The following is a 15,451-nucleotide window of genomic DNA, read 5'->3' as shown; positions in this document are numbered from 1 at the left end:
TATTGGATGATCCGGTAGCGGCTTCCCTCAACGGCTTTCACGCGCACCTCGCCGAGAAGGCGGGCCGGGTGCAGCGTTACCCGGCTGATGTCTCGCCCTTCATGGCTGTGCCGGCGGATCCGACATCGCAGGATTGGGCGAACGCGCTGGCGCTGATCGGGGCGGGGCACGCGATCGTCTTCGCGCCGTCGCCACTGACCCCGTCGATCCCCGCTGTGTCGCAGAGTCTGGGGCTGGTCCAGATGGTCGCGCGTGATGTCGCAGGTGCCCTCGACCCCGAGGTGGAGCAACTGACGTATGCGGACGTCCCCGAGATCCTCGCGCTCACAGCGCTGACGAAACCCGGCCCGTTCCTCGACCGCACGATCGAACTCGGCAACTACTACGGTCTGCGCGCCGAAGGACAACTGGTCGCGATGGCCGGGGAACGGATGCGGGCGCCGGGCTGGACCGAGATCAGTGCCATCTGCACCGCGCCCGAGCATCGCGGCAAAGGGTTGTCGGTGCGGCTGATTCGTACCCTCGTACATCACATCAACGCGAGGGGTGAGCAGGTCTTCCTGCACGCTGTCGAGACGAATCCGGCCATCGGACTCTACGAGTCACTGGGGTTCGAGGTGAGACGTCGCCTCGTCGGGATATCCCTCTCTGCGCCGACCTGACGCAGGTGACGAGTAGGCCTGCGCGACTCTGGCCGGCCGCTCACGGTCTCCCAGCTGATGGCACAGTCGTGGGGTGACGACTTTCGATCAATCAGGGACATACGTGGTGATCGGGGCGACCGGCGCGCAGGGCGGCGCCGTCGCGGCAGCCTTGCTGAGCCGGGGCCTGGCGGTCCGGGCTGTGGTGCGGCGGCCGGATTCGGCAGGTGCGCTCCGACTGGCCGAGCGTGGTGCAGCGCTGGCCGCGGCCGATCTCGATGATGCGCAATCACTGGCCGCCGCGTTCGCGGGTGCCGCCGGCGTGTTCGCCCTGACGACCCCGTTCGAGCGCGGTCCGGAGGAAGAGGTGACGCAGGGGCGCTCGATCATCGAGGCCGCGTCGAGCGCGGGCGTCGGACATCTGGTGTTTTCGTCCGTCGCCAGTGCCGACCAGCACACCGGGGTCCCGCACTTCGAGAGCAAGGTGATCGTGGAGGCCGAACTGGCTGCGTCCGGGATTGCGCACACGATCGTCGGACCGACGTACTTCTACGACAATCTGCTCGGCGGCATCGACCAGGTCAAGCAGGGGGTACTGGACTTGCCTGTGCCGCCGGACGTCCCTCTGCAGCAGTTGTCGCGTCGCGATCTCGGTGAGTTCGTCGCAACCGTGTTCGCCGATCCGCAGCGTTTCCTCGGTGTGCGCATCGACATCGCCTCCGACAACCCGACGCCGACGCAGATGGCCGCGTCCTTGAGTCGCCGCCTGGGGCGAGAGGTGCGGCTACACAGTGGCGATCCGTCCCAGATCGAGTCCCCGGACATGCGGGCGATGTTCGGGTTTCTCGCGGCAACCGGGTATTCCGCCGACCTGTCCGGTCTCCGGGAGAGTTATCCCGAAGTGGGCTGGCAGTCCTTCGACGCCTGGGTCGACGAAGCGCTGTGAGCTCCTGGTAGGTGCGTATCAGGGCACTTGGACGAAGGCTGCGCGTGGCTCGATCTAGAGTCGTGGGATGACGTTGCGAAGTTCCTGGGCCGAAGACAGTCGGCTACCCGGGGATCAGGTGGCGCCGGTGCTGCGCTCGCTCCTGGCCGACCCGTCGTCGCTCGACGATGGGCAATGGGCCACCCTGTTGGGTGCTCAGGGCGCTGAGCTGGATGAACTCTGCGCCGTCGCCGATTCTGCCCGTCGCGACGTGGTCGGCGACGAGCTGACGTTCGTGGCCAACCGCAATCTGGAAACCGGTGCGGTGGTCGGGTCGGCCGCAGCGGCGTCGCTGGAGGATCTCGTCGCCGAGGCCTGGACGCTCGGTGCGACCGAGATCTGCATGCAGGGGCCGGTGCCGCAGTCCGAGCCGGCAGATGCCTATCTCGAATTGGTCCGGAGGATCAGAGCCACGGCCCCCGATCTGCACGTGCATGCCTACCGGGTGCCCGAGGTCCGGGACGCGGCGGAAAGGCTGGGCGTCACGCCCCGCGAATTCCTGGAGGCGGCACGCGACGTCGGTGTCGGGACGGTGCCGGGTACCGCCGCGCAGGTGCTCGACGACGAGGTGCGGGAAGTCCTGTCCCCGGGTGGACTGTCGGTGGCGGAGTGGGTCGAGACCATCACCACTGCGCACGACGTCGGTCTCCGATCGACCGCGACGATGCTGTACGGCCATGTCGAACAACCGGCGCAGCAGATCGCGCACCTGCGACTGCTCGTCGACATCCAACGCCGCACCGGTGGGTTCACCGAATTGATTCTGATGCCGCTGCTCCCCGAGAACGCTCCGCCGCATCTGCGCGCCCAAGCGGTGCGCGGACCCTCGTTGGACGAGACGCGGGCCCTGCACGCGGTGGCTCGGCTGCTGACCGTCGGCGCCATCGATCACCTGCAGGCCGCGTGGACCAAACTCGATGACGTCGCGCTGGAGGCCGTGCTGCGCGGCGGTGCCGACGACGTCGGAGGCGTCCTGATCGACGGCAGCCTGAGGCCGGACGCCGGACCCGAGAGTGGGAGGCAACTGGTGCCCGCTCATGTAGGTGAGCTGGCCGCGGCGCTGGGTCGGACAACACGTCAGCGCACCACTCTGTACGAGACCGCCCCCGACGAGCGACAGACCGTGCTCCAGAAAGTGTTCGCGTGAGCGGGCCGTTGCCCGAGTACGTCGACGTCGCGATCGTCGGCGCCGGATTCGCCGGACTGGGTATGGCCATCCGTACCGCCAGACGCGGAAGCGAGAGCTTCGTGATTCTCGAACGTGGTGACTCCGTGGGCGGCACCTGGCGCGACAACAGGTATCCGGGCGTCTCCTGTGACGTGCCTGCGCACGTGTACTCGTACTCGTTCCGGCCACCGGGGGATTGGGATTCTCTGTTCGCCGAAGGCGCCGCGATCCACAACTATCTCGAGCAGGCGGCCACCGACGAGGGAATCCGTCCCCACCTGCACTTGAACGTCGACGTCACCGAGACCCGCTGGTTGCCCGACGAACTCTGCTGGTCGGTGTCGAGCACCGCCGGCGAGCTGCGCGCGCGGGTGCTCGTCGTCGCCGTCGGGCGCCTGGCGAACCCCATGGTGCCGGAGTTCGACGGCGTCGAATCGTTCCCCGGCAAGGTCTTTCACACCGCTCAGTGGGACAGTCAGGCGCCGATCGACGGCGCCCGCGTCGGAGTGGTGGGGACCGGTGCCTCATCGGTTCAGCTCGTTCCGGAGCTCGCACGGCGGGCAGGGGAGTTGGTGGTCTTCTCGCGCTCGGCGCCCTACGTCGTCCCACGCGGTGATCGGGAATACAGCCCCGCCGAGCGAGAACATCTGCGCGTCAAGGCGAATGCGGATCGGTTGCGGGCGGAATTGTTCGAGGAGGCCGACAAGGCGTTCGCCCAGAGACGCGGTCTGCACCCTGCCATCGACGAGATCCGCGACCGCGCGCTCGGTCATCTCCACTCGCAGGTGAGCGACCCCGGTCTGCGCGCCGACCTCACTCCGCACTACGAAATCGGTTGCAAGCGAATACTGCTCAGCGACGAGTTCTTCCCGACCATGACCAGACCGCACGTCACGCTCGAGCCGTCGGCGCTGGCGAAGTTCGATGGATCGCGGGCAGTGGCCGCCAGTGGAAAGTCGTTCGAGCTGGACACGGTGGTGTTGGCGACGGGATTCGAGGCCGCGCGCCCGGAGTTCGCCACCAGGATCGTGGGTGTCGGCGGGGAACGCCTCTCGGAGCACTGGCAGGCGGGCATGGTGTCGTACGCGTCGACCGCCGTCAGCGGTTACCCGAACATGTTCGTACTGGACGGGCCCAACGCCGCGCTGGGCCACAACTCGGCGATCTTCATGATCGAGACGCAGATCGACTACGTGCTCGGTGCAATGGATCACCTGACCGCGGGTGGCCCGATCGCCCTCGAGGTGATGGCAGCGGCCGAACAGGCCTACACCCGGGAGATCGACGAGCGTAGCGCGTCGACGGTCTGGCTCAGTGGCTGCAGCAGTTGGTATCTCGATCCACTCAGCCGCCGGCTCACGCTGCTGTGGCCGGGTACCGGGCAGTCCTTCCGCGACCGCAACGGGACGTTCGACCCGTACCATTACGAGCGGGTCTGGGCTCCGGACTGGGTGGACCTTCCGGTCAGCTGAGCCCAACGGCGGGATCGGCTGTCACGTTTCGGCGAGCTGTCTCGTCTCCCTGGTAGCGGCGCATCCGGCGTCGGCACAGGGAGGAGCACACAGTGGCACGGATTCCGGCAGTAACTCCAGGTCAGGCGGGCTTCATGGTCAGGGGAACCTATCGATACGCGGCCCGCAGATTCGGTTCGGTGCCTGAGCCGATGGCGGTGTACGCGCATCACCCCGGCTTGTTGATGGCTTTCGGGGTCAGCGAGACCGCGGTCGAGAAGGCGTCGACGGCGTTGCCCGCGAACATCCGGGAAATCGCGGTGTATCGCGTGGCCTGGACCGTCGGCTGCTCGTGGTGCGTGGACTTCGGGGCCATGTTGCAGCGTCTCGATGATCTCGATGTCGATCGACTCGAACACATCGCCGACTATCAGACCTCACCGCTGTACAGCGACGACGAACGCGCCGTGATCGCCTACGCGGATGCGATGACCGCGACGCCGATGACGGCGACGGACGAGCAGGTCGCCGATCTTCAGGAACGGTTCGGGAACAAGGGTGTCATCGAGGTCACCTACCAGATCGGGCTGGAGAACCAGCGCGCCCGGGTCAACGCAGCGCTGGGCATCACCGATCAGGGCTTCTCCACCGACTCCTGCCGGGTGCCGTGGGCCGATGAGGCGGGTTCGACGAGCTGATCTGGCTGTATCGCAGCAAGTTTGGCCGGATCAGCGATGTCGTAGATGGCCGCCACACGACCTTCTTTGACGACGTAGCTGATGGCGCGGGGAGGTGAGGCCCGGCGGCCGCCGAGGGCCTCCCACCCGCTGCTGTACGACCCGAGTTCGCCGTTGATCCGGACCGGGATCTGGTCGGTCAGGGTGTCGGCACCGTCGTACCGCCGCACCAGGCCGAACAAGAATCGGGCGACACCGACAGCGCCTCGGATCGGTTTGACGGCGGTCGGCGCAGTGCGGTTCGCGTCGCCGACGATCATCGCCTCGGGATCAAGCGCTGCGACAACAGCATCCATATCACCGGACAGCAACGCCGTAACCAGGCGACCGATGGCCTCGGCTTGTTCGGAGTCCGGTACCGGGGCCGGTGCGGTCGCGACGATCCGCCGGGCACGGGAGGCGAGTTGTCGGGCGGCGGGCACCTCGATGCCCAAGATCTCCGCGACCTCGGCGAACGGCACAGCGAACCCGTCGTGCATGACAAAAGCCACTCTCATTGCGGGACTCAGGGTTTCCAGGACAACCATTGCCGCATACCGACTGTCTTCGGTGGTGATCACGGACTGCAGGGGGTCGCCGGACCCGATGCTGTACGGCGTCACGATCGGCTCCGGAAGCCACTGGCCCACATAGCGCTCCCGACGCGCGGCGGCGGACTTCAGCCTGTCCAGGCAGATCCGGCCGACGACCGTCGAGAGCCATGCACCCAGGTCGTCTATTTGTTCGCTATCGCTGTGGGACAGTCGAATCCACGACTCCTGCACGGCATCCTCGGCGTCGGCGAGACTGCCGGTGGTGCGATAGGCCACCGCCAGCAGCCGTCCGCGTTCAGCTTCGAATCGATCCGCGAGCGAAACCATGCTGTTGATGGTAGTTCCGTACGCCCCTGAGGGCGAGGCCCGTGACCCCGCCCTCAGGCGCAAGCGGCTACTTGTTGCCGAAGTAGCTGACGTCGTCGTTGCCGATGAGGTCGGGAACGGTCCAGCCGTCGAGGTCGTACTCGGCCAGGCACTGTTCGGCGAGACCCTTCATCTGATCCACGCCGCCACGGTTCTGGGCTGCGAACAGCAGTTCGGCCTTGACGTTCTCGTGGTTACCCGAGTAGTTCCGTTCATACAGTTCGTGGCGTCCCCCGAACTCCGAGCCGATCGAATCCCACAGTGCCTTCATCACTTTGACGCGATCGACTGCGGTGATACCGTCCGAGCCGCGGACGTACTTGTCGAGGTAGGGCCGAACGTCAGGGCTGTTGAAGTCGGCGGAACTCGACGGCAGGTAGATCAAACCAGAGGCGACATCTTGTTCGATGATCTCCTTGATGCGTGGGTAGCCCTGCATCATGAACATCCGGTAGGTGAGGCCGTATTCGAGCCTGGGGATGACGGTGTCGCCGATCCACGGTTCGGGGTTGTGGGCCATCGCGTCGGTGAGGGTCCAGAACAGGTTGCGCCAGCCGATGACCTCACCGACTCTGGTTTGCACGCCACGAAACCCTCCGGACCCGGTGGCGTCGAGGGCTTTCATCAGCAGGCCCGCGATGAAGTCGAGTTTGACGGCAAGGCGGGTGCAACCCTGGAAGGTGAAGCGCGGCAGGAATCCTGACTGTGGGAAGAACGCGTTGATCTTCTCGACGTCGCCGTACATGAAGACGTTCTCCCAGGGCACCAGCACTTTGTCGAAGATGAAGATGGTGTCGTTCTCGTCCATCCGACTCGACAGCGGGTAGTCGAAGGGCGTGCCCATCACCGCGGCGTTCTGGGTGTAGGACGACCGGCAGATCAGTTTCACGCCTGGCGCATCCATCGGCACCGTGCAGATCAGCGCGAACTGCTTCTTCTTGATGGGCAATCCGTAGTGTGCGATGAAGTTGTAGTTGGTGATTGCGGACCCGGTGGCGACGACCTTGGCGCCGGAGACGATGAGGCCGGCGTCGGTTTCCTTCTCCACCTTCATGAACACGTCACCGACCTCGTCGGGCGGCAACTGACGGTCGACCGGCGGATTGATGATGGCGTGGTTCCAGTACAGGACCTTCTCCTGCGACTCGCGGTACCACCGCTCGGCGTTGGCCTGGAACGGTGAATACAGCTCTTTGTTGGCGTGCAGGGTGCCGAGAAAGCTGGCCTTGTAGTCGGGTGAACGTCCCATCCAGCCATAGGTCTTGCGGGCCCAGGTCGCGATGGCGTCGCGCTCTTTGATGAGGTCGGCCGAACTGGTCGAGGCCTTGAAGAACGGCATGGTCACGCCGCCGTTGCCGGTGTCGGTGGGAACGGTCACCTTGTCGACGTCGGGTCCGGTGTGCATGGAGTCGTACAAACGCGCGGTCATCCGGATGGGGTTGCGGAATGCCACATGGGTGGTGACGTCTTTGACGCGTTCGCCGTGGAGCCAGATCTCGCGGTCGTCACGCAGCGACTCGATGTACTCATCGCCCGTCATCGGACGCGACGCAAAGTTCTTGGTGTGGTTGGCCGGGTGGTCGGCGGCCGGGTTCACCTGCAGGGGATCGACCTGCAGCGGTGCGTTCTCGCGGTCTTCGACGGTGGTCATGATGTCTCCTTTATCGAGGGGTTGGGTTCAGGTGAGCTGAATTGAGATGTAGGGGAACGAAGCTGGTGTCGGCGTCGAACCATCCGCGATGTGGGTCGTCCATCGATCCCAGCCATGCCGAGCTGGCCGATGTCGGTCCGAGGTCGTGAAAAGCGCTGCGGTAGTAGAGCAGCGGCTTCTTGTCGGTGGTTTCGGCATCGACGATCTCGCCGATGAAGATGAGGTGATCACCGCCGTCGTACTCTGCCCAGGACGTGCAGGACAGTGTGGCGGCCGCCCCGCACAGGACGGGAGCGGTGGGTCCGTCCGCCCAGACCGGACCGGGCTCGCCTGGGCGGCCTGCGAAATGCATGGCGATGTCCACCTGGTCGGCCGCGAGAATGTTCACCGCGAACGGTGCGCCGCTGAGAAACCCGCATGCCTTCGACTTTCGGGTCATGGTGACCTGGCACAAACGCGGTTGCATCGAGATCGCGGTGAACGCGGTGACCGTGGCCCCGTGGGGTTCACCGTCGGCGTTTGTGCAGGTGATGACCGTGACGCCACTGGCAAACTGGCCGAAAATGTTTCGCACGCTGCCTTTGTCCATTGATAACGCCTCCTTTCGGATCGCCAGAATGTGGTGTAGAACACTATTGCGACCCGGCGGCCAAGCCGCGATCCGCCAAACGCGAACTCCATCCGGCAAACGCGGCGAGAATCGAAGGGTCGGGTCACGGAGCTCGAGGAGGTGTGCCGAAGATGCAGAATCACGCCGCCGCGGGCCGTTCACCTGACTGGGATGAAGCGTCAGAGGCGGTGTCGGGCGCCTACTTCCCCCACGTGCTGACACCCCTGAGCAAGGGCAGTAACGCCGAAGACGTGGTGGTGAACACCGTCGATCTCGGCCCGATCAGGATTGCTCGAATCGGTTGGGGCGCAGAGGTGTCTGTCGAGACCGATCATCCGGGTGCATACGCCATCAACATCCCGCTCCGCGGCAGACTGGAGTCGCGCACTGCCCGTGACAGTGTGGTGTCCACACCGGGGCTCGCAACGGTCAATCCGCCGGACACCCCGACACTCATCACCCGGTGGAGTAGCGCCTGCACGATCGTCGGGGTCCGGATCGACCGTGACCACCTGCACCGCGAGCTCAACCGGACGATGGCGCGCCCTGACGTCCGGTTGCCCGCTCAGATCGACCTCCGAGGATCCGCGGGGGCTGGTTGGTTGCGGATGGTGCGCGCGATCCATGCAGAGGCCGATGACGACGAGTTGTGGCAGAACCCGCTTGTCGCGCAGCAGCTTTCCGGCGCTTTGACCACTGCGCTCGTGCTCGCTGCCGTCGGGGACTCGGAGGCGGACCAGCAGCAGATCCGGCCGAGGATCGTCACGAGGGTCGTCGATGCGATCCACGCAGACCCCAGCCGGGCGTGGACAGCCGCGGATATGGCAGATGCCGCCGGCGTGAGCGTGCGCCGGCTGCAAGAGGGGTTTCGTGAATACGTGGGTATGAGTCCTCGCGAGTACCTCAATGACGTGCGGCTCGCTCGGGTCAACCGCGAGTTGAACGATCCAGGTGCCGGCACGTCGGTGACCGACGCCGCGATGAAGTGGGGTTTCACTCACACCGGCCGGTTCGCAGCGACTTATCGTCGCAAGTACGGCGAGAGTCCGTCGGACACGTTGCGCCACCCCTGACCCCCGCCTGCAGCTGATCACTTGACAAGCCGTGTGACTGGGCGCACAGTGGTTGTACGCAATGCGACATTTGAGTACGCAATGCGTACAACGACCAACTGGCAGCCCGGCCACTCCCGCTCACCAGGAGATGAACATGACCACCACCGAAATCCAGAACCCCACCGCAGCGGGTTCCGGCTCCGCAGCCACCGACAAGTTCAAGAACGAACGAGTCAGCGCGGACACGTCGCCCGAGCGGGTTGCAGCCATCGCCAAGGACGCGCTCGCGGCGCTGAACCAGGTCATCCTCGATCATGGCGTCACCTACCCCGAGTACCGGGTGCTCAAGCAGTGGCTCATCGACGTCGGCGAGGGTGGCGAGTGGCCGCTGTTCCTCGACGTGTTCATCGAGCACTCCGTCGAAGAGGTGCTCGCCCGGAGCCGCAAGGGCACCAAGGGCAGCATCGAGGGGCCGTACTACGTCGCCGACGCGCCGGAACTGCCGTCGGTGTCGACGCTGCCGATGCGTGATGTCGATCGGAAGGAGACCGCACTGGTCTTCAGCGGTCAGGTCACCGACCTCGACGGCAACGGCCTGGGCAGTGCCGTCATCGAACTGTGGCACGCCGACGCCGACGGCTACTACTCGCAGTTCGCCGATCACCTACCCGAGTGGAACCTGCGCGGCAAGATCATCACCGACTCCGAGGGTCGCTACGAGATCACCACCATTCAGCCTGCGCCATACCAGATCCCGACCGATGGCCCCACCGGTGCCTTCATCGAGGCGCAGAACGGCCACCCGTGGCGCCCCGCTCATCTACACCTCATCGTGTCGGCGGCCGGAAAAGAGTCGGTGACCACCCAGCTGTACTTCGATGGTGGGGAATGGCTCGACAGCGACGTTGCGACGGCCACGAAGCCGGAGCTGATCCTGTCGCCGACCGCAGGCGACGACGGCAAAAACCATGTGACCTACAACTTCACGCTTGACCCGGCGGGGGAGTAGACGGTCGTGCCCGATCTCAAGATCGTCGATGTCGAGACCCGCATCATCGACGTACCTCTGGTCCGTTCTCACAAGTTCGCGACCACATCGATGGATGCACAACCGATCCTGTTGGTGTCCATCAGAACCGATGGCGGAGTGATCGGGCGCGGCGAAGGTGTGGTCCCCGGTGGCCCGTGGTGGGGCGGCGAGTCCGTCGAGACGATGAAGTCGATCGTCGACCGCTACATCGCCCCGGTCCTGTTGGGCCGCAAGGTCGACGACGTCACCGGCATCATGCTCGACATCGAACGGGTGGTCGCGCAGGCGCGGTTCGCCAAGGCTGCCGTCGAGATCGCGCTCCACGATGCGTGGGCGCGCTGCCTCGGTCTGCCGGTCCATGCGCTGATCGGCGGTGCATTCCGGAACAGCGTCGACGTCACGTGGGCACTCGGTGCGGCGCCCGTGGCCGAGATCCTCGACGAAGCGCGAGAGAAACTAGACAGTCGAATGCACTACAGCTTCAAACTGAAGATGGGTGCTCTCGATCCCGAAGTCGATACGCAGCGAATCCTCGACATCGTCGAAGGTCTGGACGGGCGTGCTGGTGTCCGCGTCGACGTCAACGCGCGCTGGGATCGCTTCACCGCGCTGAAGTACCTGCCGCGCTTGGCTGATGGTGGCGTCGAACTCATCGAGCAACCCACCCCGGGCGAACAGATCGAGGTGCTCGCCGAGCTGAATCGCCTGCTCCCGATTCCTGTGATGGCCGACGAGAGTGTGTCGACGCCTCATGACGCTCTCGAGGTGGTGCGCCAGGGAGCGGCCGATGTGATCGCGATCAAGACCACCAAATGTGGTGGGCTGGCGAAGAGCCGAGAGATCGCGGCCATCGCCAAATCGGCAGGTATCGCGTGCCACGGTGCCACGTCGATCGAAGGGCCCATCGGCACCGCCGCCTCGATCCATTTCGCATGCAGTGAACCGGGTATCAACTTCGGCACCGAACTCTTTGGCCCTCTGCTGTTTTCCGTCGAACTGCTGCAGGAACCGTTGCGTTACGCTGATGGAAAGGTCCATCTTCCCGAGGGGCCGGGACTCGGTGTCGAACTCGACATGGACATGGTGGACAAGCTCACCCGGGCCTGATTTCCTCAACTCGCGAAAGGCATGACCCAGTGGCACTGTTTCACGTACGCATGGACGTCGACATCCCGCGTGACCTCGATCCCGATATCCGGGCCGAGACTCTTGCGCGGGAGAAGAAGTACTCCCAGGACCTCCAGCATTCGGGGAAGTGGGTGCACATCTGGCGCGTCACGGGAAAGTTCAGCAACATCAGCATCTTTGACGTCGAAACTCCGGACGAGCTCCACGAACTCTTGTGGAACCTCCCGCTGTTCCCGTTCATGACGATCGATGTGACCCCGTTGAACAAGCACGCGTCGTCAATCAAGTAGCCCCGCCTTCCACGCAAACCCAGGTGTTTTAGGCAAACCCAGTTGCTGCAACGCCTGGGTTTGCCTGCAATGCCTGGGTTTGCGCGGTCAGATGACTCCGGCGCGGGCGAGCGCCTTCCTGATCCTCGCGCGGAGGACCTGGGGCTTCTTGAAGTCGTCCCAGATCCACCGCACCACGATCAGGCCTTCTTCGCGCAGACGGTCTTCACGGATCTGTTCTCGGATGACGACGTCCGAGGCGGTCTCGCCGGGGTGTCGATCCTTCTGGTACTTAACCGTGCCGTCGAATTCGCCGACGACCTCTCCGCCCCAGTCGAAGTCGACCCGGGCGATGAGTTGTCCACACTCGTCCCGATACTCGGTCTGTAGTGCCGGAAGTGGAATGTCGCACCACTCGATCATCAGAGCCCGGCTGAGGGACTCACCCACCGATTCCGAGCTGGCATCGGCAACGTCGAATGCTCGACGGAGCGTCGCAATCCCTTTGGTCCCCGTGAAGCGCTGGGCGATGGATCTGAGCTCGCTGCGGATCACACCCAGGCGCAAGGCATGATCGAGGACCGCGACAGCTTGGGCGAACGTGCCCTGGCGCGCGACGTCACAGGCAGTCAGTGCCAGCTTGGTGAGTAGCACGCCGTCGACCACGGATTGATCATCGGGGCGGCTGGTCTGGACGCGAAGGTTGTCGTACCGGTTTACGGTGAACCTGTGGATGGACCCCAAGTCTGTGGATGAAACGCAAACCCACGTGTTCCGGGCAAACCCAGGTGCTGCAACACCTGGGTTTGCCTGAAACTACTGGGTTTGGGGAACGAGGATGGGGGCGGCGGTGGCGGATTCGACTTCTTCGAAGGTGACACCGGGGGCGAGTTCGACGAGACGAAGGCCGTCGGGGGTCACATCGAGTACCGCGAGATCGGTGATGATCCTTTGCACACAGGCTTTTCCGGTCAGGGGCAGGGTGCAGACGTCGAGGATCTTGGGGGCGCCTGTGCGGGTGACGTGCTCCATCATCACGATGACCTTGCGGGCACCGTGGACCAGGTCCATCGCGCCGCCCATGCCCTTGACCATCTGGCCGGGGACCATCCAGTTGGCGAGGTCGCCGGCGGCGCTGACCTGCATCGCGCCGAGCACCGCGACATCGACGTGGCCACCGCGGATCATCGCGAAGGAATCGGCCGAGTCGAAGTAGGAGGCACCGGGATTGACGGTGATCGTCTCCTTGCCGGCGTTGATCAGCTCGGGGTCGAGTTCATCTTCGGTGGGGTAGGGGCCTACTCCCAAAACGCCGTTCTCCGAATGTAGTTCGACGGAGATGTCGGCCGACAGATAGTTGGGGACCAGTGTGGGCATGCCGATGCCGAGGTTGACGTACTGGCCGTCTTCGAGCTCCAGCGCCACCCGCGCGGCCATCTCTTCGCGTGTCAAACTCATGCGCGCACAGTCCTTTTCTCGATGCCGACCTCGACCTTGCCCACATGGACGACCCGCTGTACATGGATGCCGGGGGTGTGGACCTGATCGGGATCGATCTCGCCGGGCTCGACCAGTTCTTCGACCTGAGCGATGGTGATCCGACCGGCGGTTGCAGCCGGCGGATTGAAGTTGCGGGCACTGCGACGGTAGACCAGGTTGCCGTGGCGGTCGCCTTTCCAGGCGTGTACCAGCGCGAAGTCGGTGACGATGCCCTGTTCCAAAACGTAAGCGAAGCCGCCGAACTCGCGGGTCTCCTTCGGGGGGCTCGCGACGAGCACTCCACCCGAGCCGTCGTACCGCAGCGGCAGGCCGCCATCGGCGACCGGGGTGCCGACGCCTGCGGGGGTGAAGAAGGCGGGTATTCCAGCTCCGCCCGCGCGCATCCGCTCGGCGAGGGTGCCCTGAGGCGTGAGTTCGACCTCGAGTTCACCCGAGAGGTACTGCCGCGCGAACTCTTCGTTCGATCCGACATACGACGAGATCGTGCGGCGAATCCGATGCTCTGCCAACAGCAGCCCGAGTCCGAACCCGTTGGTGCCGCAGTTGTTGCTGACGGTCTCGAGGTTGGTTGCACCCTGGTCGAGGACGGCGCGGATCAAGACTTCCGGCACGCCGACCAGGCCGAACCCGCCGACGGCGAGCGAGGCGCCATCGGGGATGTCGGCAACCGCTGCCGCTGCTGAGGTGATCACTTTGTCGAGCATGTGGACAGGGTACCCACGTGTACGGGTATAGTACAAGTGTACGGAGAGCGTACGGATCGAGCGATGGAGGTAGAAATGACGTACGAACTGGCCGGCAGTGTCGGCGGCAGCGAAACCTCGCAGCAGACGATCGTGTTCTTGGGATCGTTGGGCTCCGATCGATCCATGTGGCAGCCACAGATGGCTGACCTCGGATCTGACCACCGAGTCATTGCTCTTGACGTGCGGGGGCACGGTGAGTCGCCTGCTCCGGCCGGTCCGTATACCGTCCCCGACCTGGCGGACGACGTGCTGACAACTCTTGTCGCGCTCGGTGCGGGAACCGTTCACCTCGTGGGTTTGTCACTGGGGGGAGCGATCGCCCAGCAGATCGCGGTCGCGGCGCCAGAGCGGGTGTCCACCATGACCCTGCTGTGCACTTCGGCCCGTTTCGGCGATCCGCAGCCCTGGCTCGACCGGGCTGCCACCGTGCGGTCCTCGGGTACGTCGGCCATCGCCGATGCGGTCGTCGACAGATGGTTCACCCTCGGATTGGCCGACGAGGACAGGGATCTGGTCGACCGTGCGCGAGAGATGGTGAAGAACACCGATGACGAGGGTTACGCCTCGTGCTGTGAGGCGTTGGCGCAGTGGGACTCCCGTCCGCACCTACCGTCTGTCACCACCCCGACACTGGCGATCGCGGGTGCCCAGGATCCGGCCACGCCGCCGGAACACCTGCAGGACATCGCTGCCCTGGTGCCGGGTGCGAGCATCAAGATCCTGGACCCCGGCGCACATCTGGTCAATCTCGAACAGGCGACCGTGGTCTCGTCGCTGATCCGAGAGCATGTGGCGACCCGATGACCGGTGCGTCCGGTGACCACGTCCAGTCGCTGGCCCGGGGACTGGCGGTCATCCGCGCCTTCGATGTCGACCGTCCTCGCCAGACCGTCAGCGAGGTCGCTGCGCGAACCGAACTCTCGCGTCCGGCCGCGCGGAGGTTTCTGCTGACCCTTCATGACCTCGGCTATGTCGGTACGGACGGCACCGCGTTCTGGCTGACGCCGCGCGTTCTCGACCTCGGATACAGCTATCTGTCGTCCCTCTCACTCCCGGAGGTCGCGGGTCCGCATCTGGAGGCGCTGGCGGCGCGTGTCCACGAGTCCGCATCTGTCTCTATCCTCGACGGTGACGACGTGGTCTACGTTGCCCGCGTTCCGGTCAGCCGGATCATGACGGTCTCGATCACGATCGGCACCCGATTCCCGGCCTACGTCACCTCGATGGGGCGGGTGCTCCTCGCCGCACTGAGCGACGCCGATCTCAGCGCGCACCTGGACAGGGTCACCCCGCGGCCGCTGACCGCCCACACCAAGGTCGCGACGGTAGATCTGCGCGAATCCATCCGAGCTGCGGGCGAACAGGGCTTCTGCATCGTCGACGGCGAATTGGAGGCCGGTCTACGCTCGCTCGCTGCCCCGATCCACGGCAGAGACGGGTCAGTGATCGCGGCAGTGAACATCTCGACCCAGTCCGTGCGCTACAGCCTGGACGCGATCCGCAACGACCTGGTCCCAGAACTTCTGCGCACCGCCGCCGCCATCACCGGTGACATCGCCCGCACCACCCACTGAAGAATCT

17 protein-coding genes are annotated in these 15,451 nt (G+C 64.9%); 11 read left to right on the top strand and 6 right to left on the bottom strand.

The window, feature by feature from the left end:
* The first annotated feature begins 2 nt into the window (after positions 1 to 2).
* The 5 genes from J3S28_RS21925 to J3S28_RS21905 all read left to right on the top strand — a co-directional run bounded on the left by J3S28_RS21925 (position 3) and on the right by J3S28_RS21905 (position 4,943).
* Complete coding sequence (locus J3S28_RS21925) at positions 3 to 662, top strand: GNAT family N-acetyltransferase (protein ID WP_237341910.1); 660 nt, start codon at positions 3 to 5, stop codon at positions 660 to 662.
* 73 nt (positions 663 to 735) lie between these two features.
* Positions 736 to 1,587: an NmrA family NAD(P)-binding protein gene (locus J3S28_RS21920; RefSeq protein ID WP_207842934.1), complete on the top strand. Its 852-nt coding sequence runs from the start codon at positions 736 to 738 to the stop codon at positions 1,585 to 1,587.
* A gap of 67 nt (positions 1,588 to 1,654) precedes the next feature.
* Positions 1,655 to 2,773, top strand: a complete 1,119-nt coding sequence (locus J3S28_RS21915; protein ID WP_207842932.1) for an FO synthase — start codon at positions 1,655 to 1,657, stop codon at positions 2,771 to 2,773.
* The gene (locus J3S28_RS21910) at positions 2,770 to 4,266 is read left to right on the top strand and encodes a flavin-containing monooxygenase (RefSeq protein ID WP_207842930.1); all 1,497 of its coding nucleotides are present in this window, start codon (positions 2,770 to 2,772) and stop codon (positions 4,264 to 4,266) included. Before J3S28_RS21915 ends, J3S28_RS21910 begins: the two co-directional genes overlap by 4 nt.
* A 92-nt stretch (positions 4,267 to 4,358) precedes the next feature.
* On the top strand, positions 4,359 to 4,943 hold the full coding sequence (locus J3S28_RS21905; RefSeq protein WP_207842928.1) for a carboxymuconolactone decarboxylase family protein: 585 nt from the start codon (positions 4,359 to 4,361) through the stop codon (positions 4,941 to 4,943).
* Here the strand turns inward: J3S28_RS21905 and sigJ are convergent.
* The 3 genes from sigJ to J3S28_RS21890 form a co-directional block, all read right to left on the bottom strand.
* The gene (gene sigJ / locus J3S28_RS21900; protein WP_207842926.1) at positions 4,880 to 5,842 is read right to left on the bottom strand and encodes an RNA polymerase sigma factor SigJ; all 963 of its coding nucleotides are present in this window, start codon (positions 5,840 to 5,842) and stop codon (positions 4,880 to 4,882) included. The genes J3S28_RS21905 and sigJ overlap by 64 nt on opposite strands.
* Positions 5,843 to 5,909: 67 nt before the next feature.
* Positions 5,910 to 7,532 (bottom strand): 4-hydroxyphenylacetate 3-hydroxylase family protein, encoded by a 1,623-nt coding sequence (locus J3S28_RS21895; protein WP_207842924.1) that lies wholly within the window; start codon positions 7,530 to 7,532, stop codon positions 5,910 to 5,912.
* 10 nt (positions 7,533 to 7,542) lie between these two features.
* The gene (locus J3S28_RS21890) at positions 7,543 to 8,121 is read right to left on the bottom strand and encodes a flavin reductase family protein (protein ID WP_207842922.1); all 579 of its coding nucleotides are present in this window, start codon (positions 8,119 to 8,121) and stop codon (positions 7,543 to 7,545) included.
* 152 nt (positions 8,122 to 8,273) lie between these two features.
* Here J3S28_RS21890 and J3S28_RS21885 point away from each other — a divergent pair, with 152 nt between their 5' ends.
* The 4 genes from J3S28_RS21885 to catC all read left to right on the top strand — a co-directional run bounded on the left by J3S28_RS21885 (position 8,274) and on the right by catC (position 11,645).
* Positions 8,274 to 9,215 (top strand): AraC family transcriptional regulator, encoded by a 942-nt coding sequence (locus tag J3S28_RS21885; protein ID WP_207842920.1) that lies wholly within the window; start codon positions 8,274 to 8,276, stop codon positions 9,213 to 9,215.
* A gap of 136 nt (positions 9,216 to 9,351) precedes the next feature.
* A complete protein-coding gene (catA, locus tag J3S28_RS21880) occupies positions 9,352 to 10,206 on the top strand; it encodes a catechol 1,2-dioxygenase (RefSeq protein ID WP_207842918.1) in 855 nt (284 codons plus the stop codon).
* Positions 10,207 to 10,212: 6 nt separating this feature from the next.
* Entirely contained in the window at positions 10,213 to 11,334 is a 1,122-nt protein-coding gene (locus J3S28_RS21875) for a muconate/chloromuconate family cycloisomerase (RefSeq protein WP_207842916.1), read from the top strand.
* Positions 11,335 to 11,363: 29 nt separating this feature from the next.
* On the top strand, positions 11,364 to 11,645 hold the full coding sequence (catC, locus tag J3S28_RS21870) for a muconolactone Delta-isomerase (protein WP_207842914.1): 282 nt from the start codon (positions 11,364 to 11,366) through the stop codon (positions 11,643 to 11,645).
* Between the two features lie 87 nt (positions 11,646 to 11,732).
* On the opposite strand, the gene J3S28_RS21865 is transcribed toward catC, so the two are convergent.
* The 3 genes from J3S28_RS21865 to J3S28_RS21855 all read right to left on the bottom strand — a co-directional run bounded on the left by J3S28_RS21865 (position 11,733) and on the right by J3S28_RS21855 (position 13,828).
* On the bottom strand, positions 11,733 to 12,290 hold the full coding sequence (locus J3S28_RS21865) for a hypothetical protein (RefSeq protein WP_207842912.1): 558 nt from the start codon (positions 12,288 to 12,290) through the stop codon (positions 11,733 to 11,735).
* A gap of 150 nt (positions 12,291 to 12,440) precedes the next feature.
* Positions 12,441 to 13,082, bottom strand: coding sequence for a CoA transferase subunit B (locus J3S28_RS21860; protein ID WP_207842910.1), 642 nt, complete (start codon positions 13,080 to 13,082; stop codon positions 12,441 to 12,443).
* Entirely contained in the window at positions 13,079 to 13,828 is a 750-nt protein-coding gene (locus J3S28_RS21855; RefSeq protein WP_207842908.1) for a CoA transferase subunit A, read from the bottom strand. The genes J3S28_RS21860 and J3S28_RS21855 overlap by 4 nt, the downstream gene beginning before the upstream one ends.
* Positions 13,829 to 13,903: 75 nt before the next feature.
* On the opposite strand from J3S28_RS21855, the gene pcaD reads away from it, so the two are divergent.
* Both pcaD and J3S28_RS21845 read left to right on the top strand, forming a co-directional pair.
* Positions 13,904 to 14,674: a 3-oxoadipate enol-lactonase gene (pcaD, locus tag J3S28_RS21850; RefSeq protein ID WP_207842906.1), complete on the top strand. Its 771-nt coding sequence runs from the start codon at positions 13,904 to 13,906 to the stop codon at positions 14,672 to 14,674.
* The gene (locus J3S28_RS21845) at positions 14,671 to 15,444 is read left to right on the top strand and encodes an IclR family transcriptional regulator domain-containing protein (protein WP_207842904.1); all 774 of its coding nucleotides are present in this window, start codon (positions 14,671 to 14,673) and stop codon (positions 15,442 to 15,444) included. The genes pcaD and J3S28_RS21845 overlap by 4 nt, the downstream gene beginning before the upstream one ends.
* The last annotated feature ends 7 nt before the right edge of the window (positions 15,445 to 15,451 follow it).

It is taken from the genome of Williamsia soli (genome assembly GCF_017377795.1).
GTDB lineage: Bacteria > Actinomycetota > Actinomycetes > Mycobacteriales > Mycobacteriaceae > Williamsia > Williamsia soli.
This window is presented reverse-complemented; position numbering and strand designations above follow the sequence as displayed.

Bases quoted from the DNA above. Each gene is read 5' to 3' on its own strand.
- pcaD (WP_207842906.1), top strand. From the start codon at position 13,904: ATGACGTACGAACTGGCCGGCAGTGTCGGCGGCAGCGAAACCTCGCAG.
- J3S28_RS21885 (WP_207842920.1), top strand. From the start codon at position 8,274: ATGCAGAATCACGCCGCCGCGGGCCGTTCACCTGACTGGGATGAAGCG.
- sigJ (WP_207842926.1), bottom strand. From the start codon at position 5,842: ATGGTTTCGCTCGCGGATCGATTCGAAGCTGAACGCGGACGGCTGCTG.
- J3S28_RS21915 (WP_207842932.1), top strand. From the start codon at position 1,655: ATGACGTTGCGAAGTTCCTGGGCCGAAGACAGTCGGCTACCCGGGGAT.
- J3S28_RS21890 (WP_207842922.1), bottom strand. From the start codon at position 8,121: ATGGACAAAGGCAGCGTGCGAAACATTTTCGGCCAGTTTGCCAGTGGC.
- J3S28_RS21895 (WP_207842924.1), bottom strand. From the start codon at position 7,532: ATGACCACCGTCGAAGACCGCGAGAACGCACCGCTGCAGGTCGATCCC.
- J3S28_RS21860 (WP_207842910.1), bottom strand. From the start codon at position 13,082: ATGAGTTTGACACGCGAAGAGATGGCCGCGCGGGTGGCGCTGGAGCTC.
- catA (WP_207842918.1), top strand. From the start codon at position 9,352: ATGACCACCACCGAAATCCAGAACCCCACCGCAGCGGGTTCCGGCTCC.
- J3S28_RS21855 (WP_207842908.1), bottom strand. From the start codon at position 13,828: ATGCTCGACAAAGTGATCACCTCAGCAGCGGCAGCGGTTGCCGACATC.
- J3S28_RS21845 (WP_207842904.1), top strand. From the start codon at position 14,671: ATGACCGGTGCGTCCGGTGACCACGTCCAGTCGCTGGCCCGGGGACTG.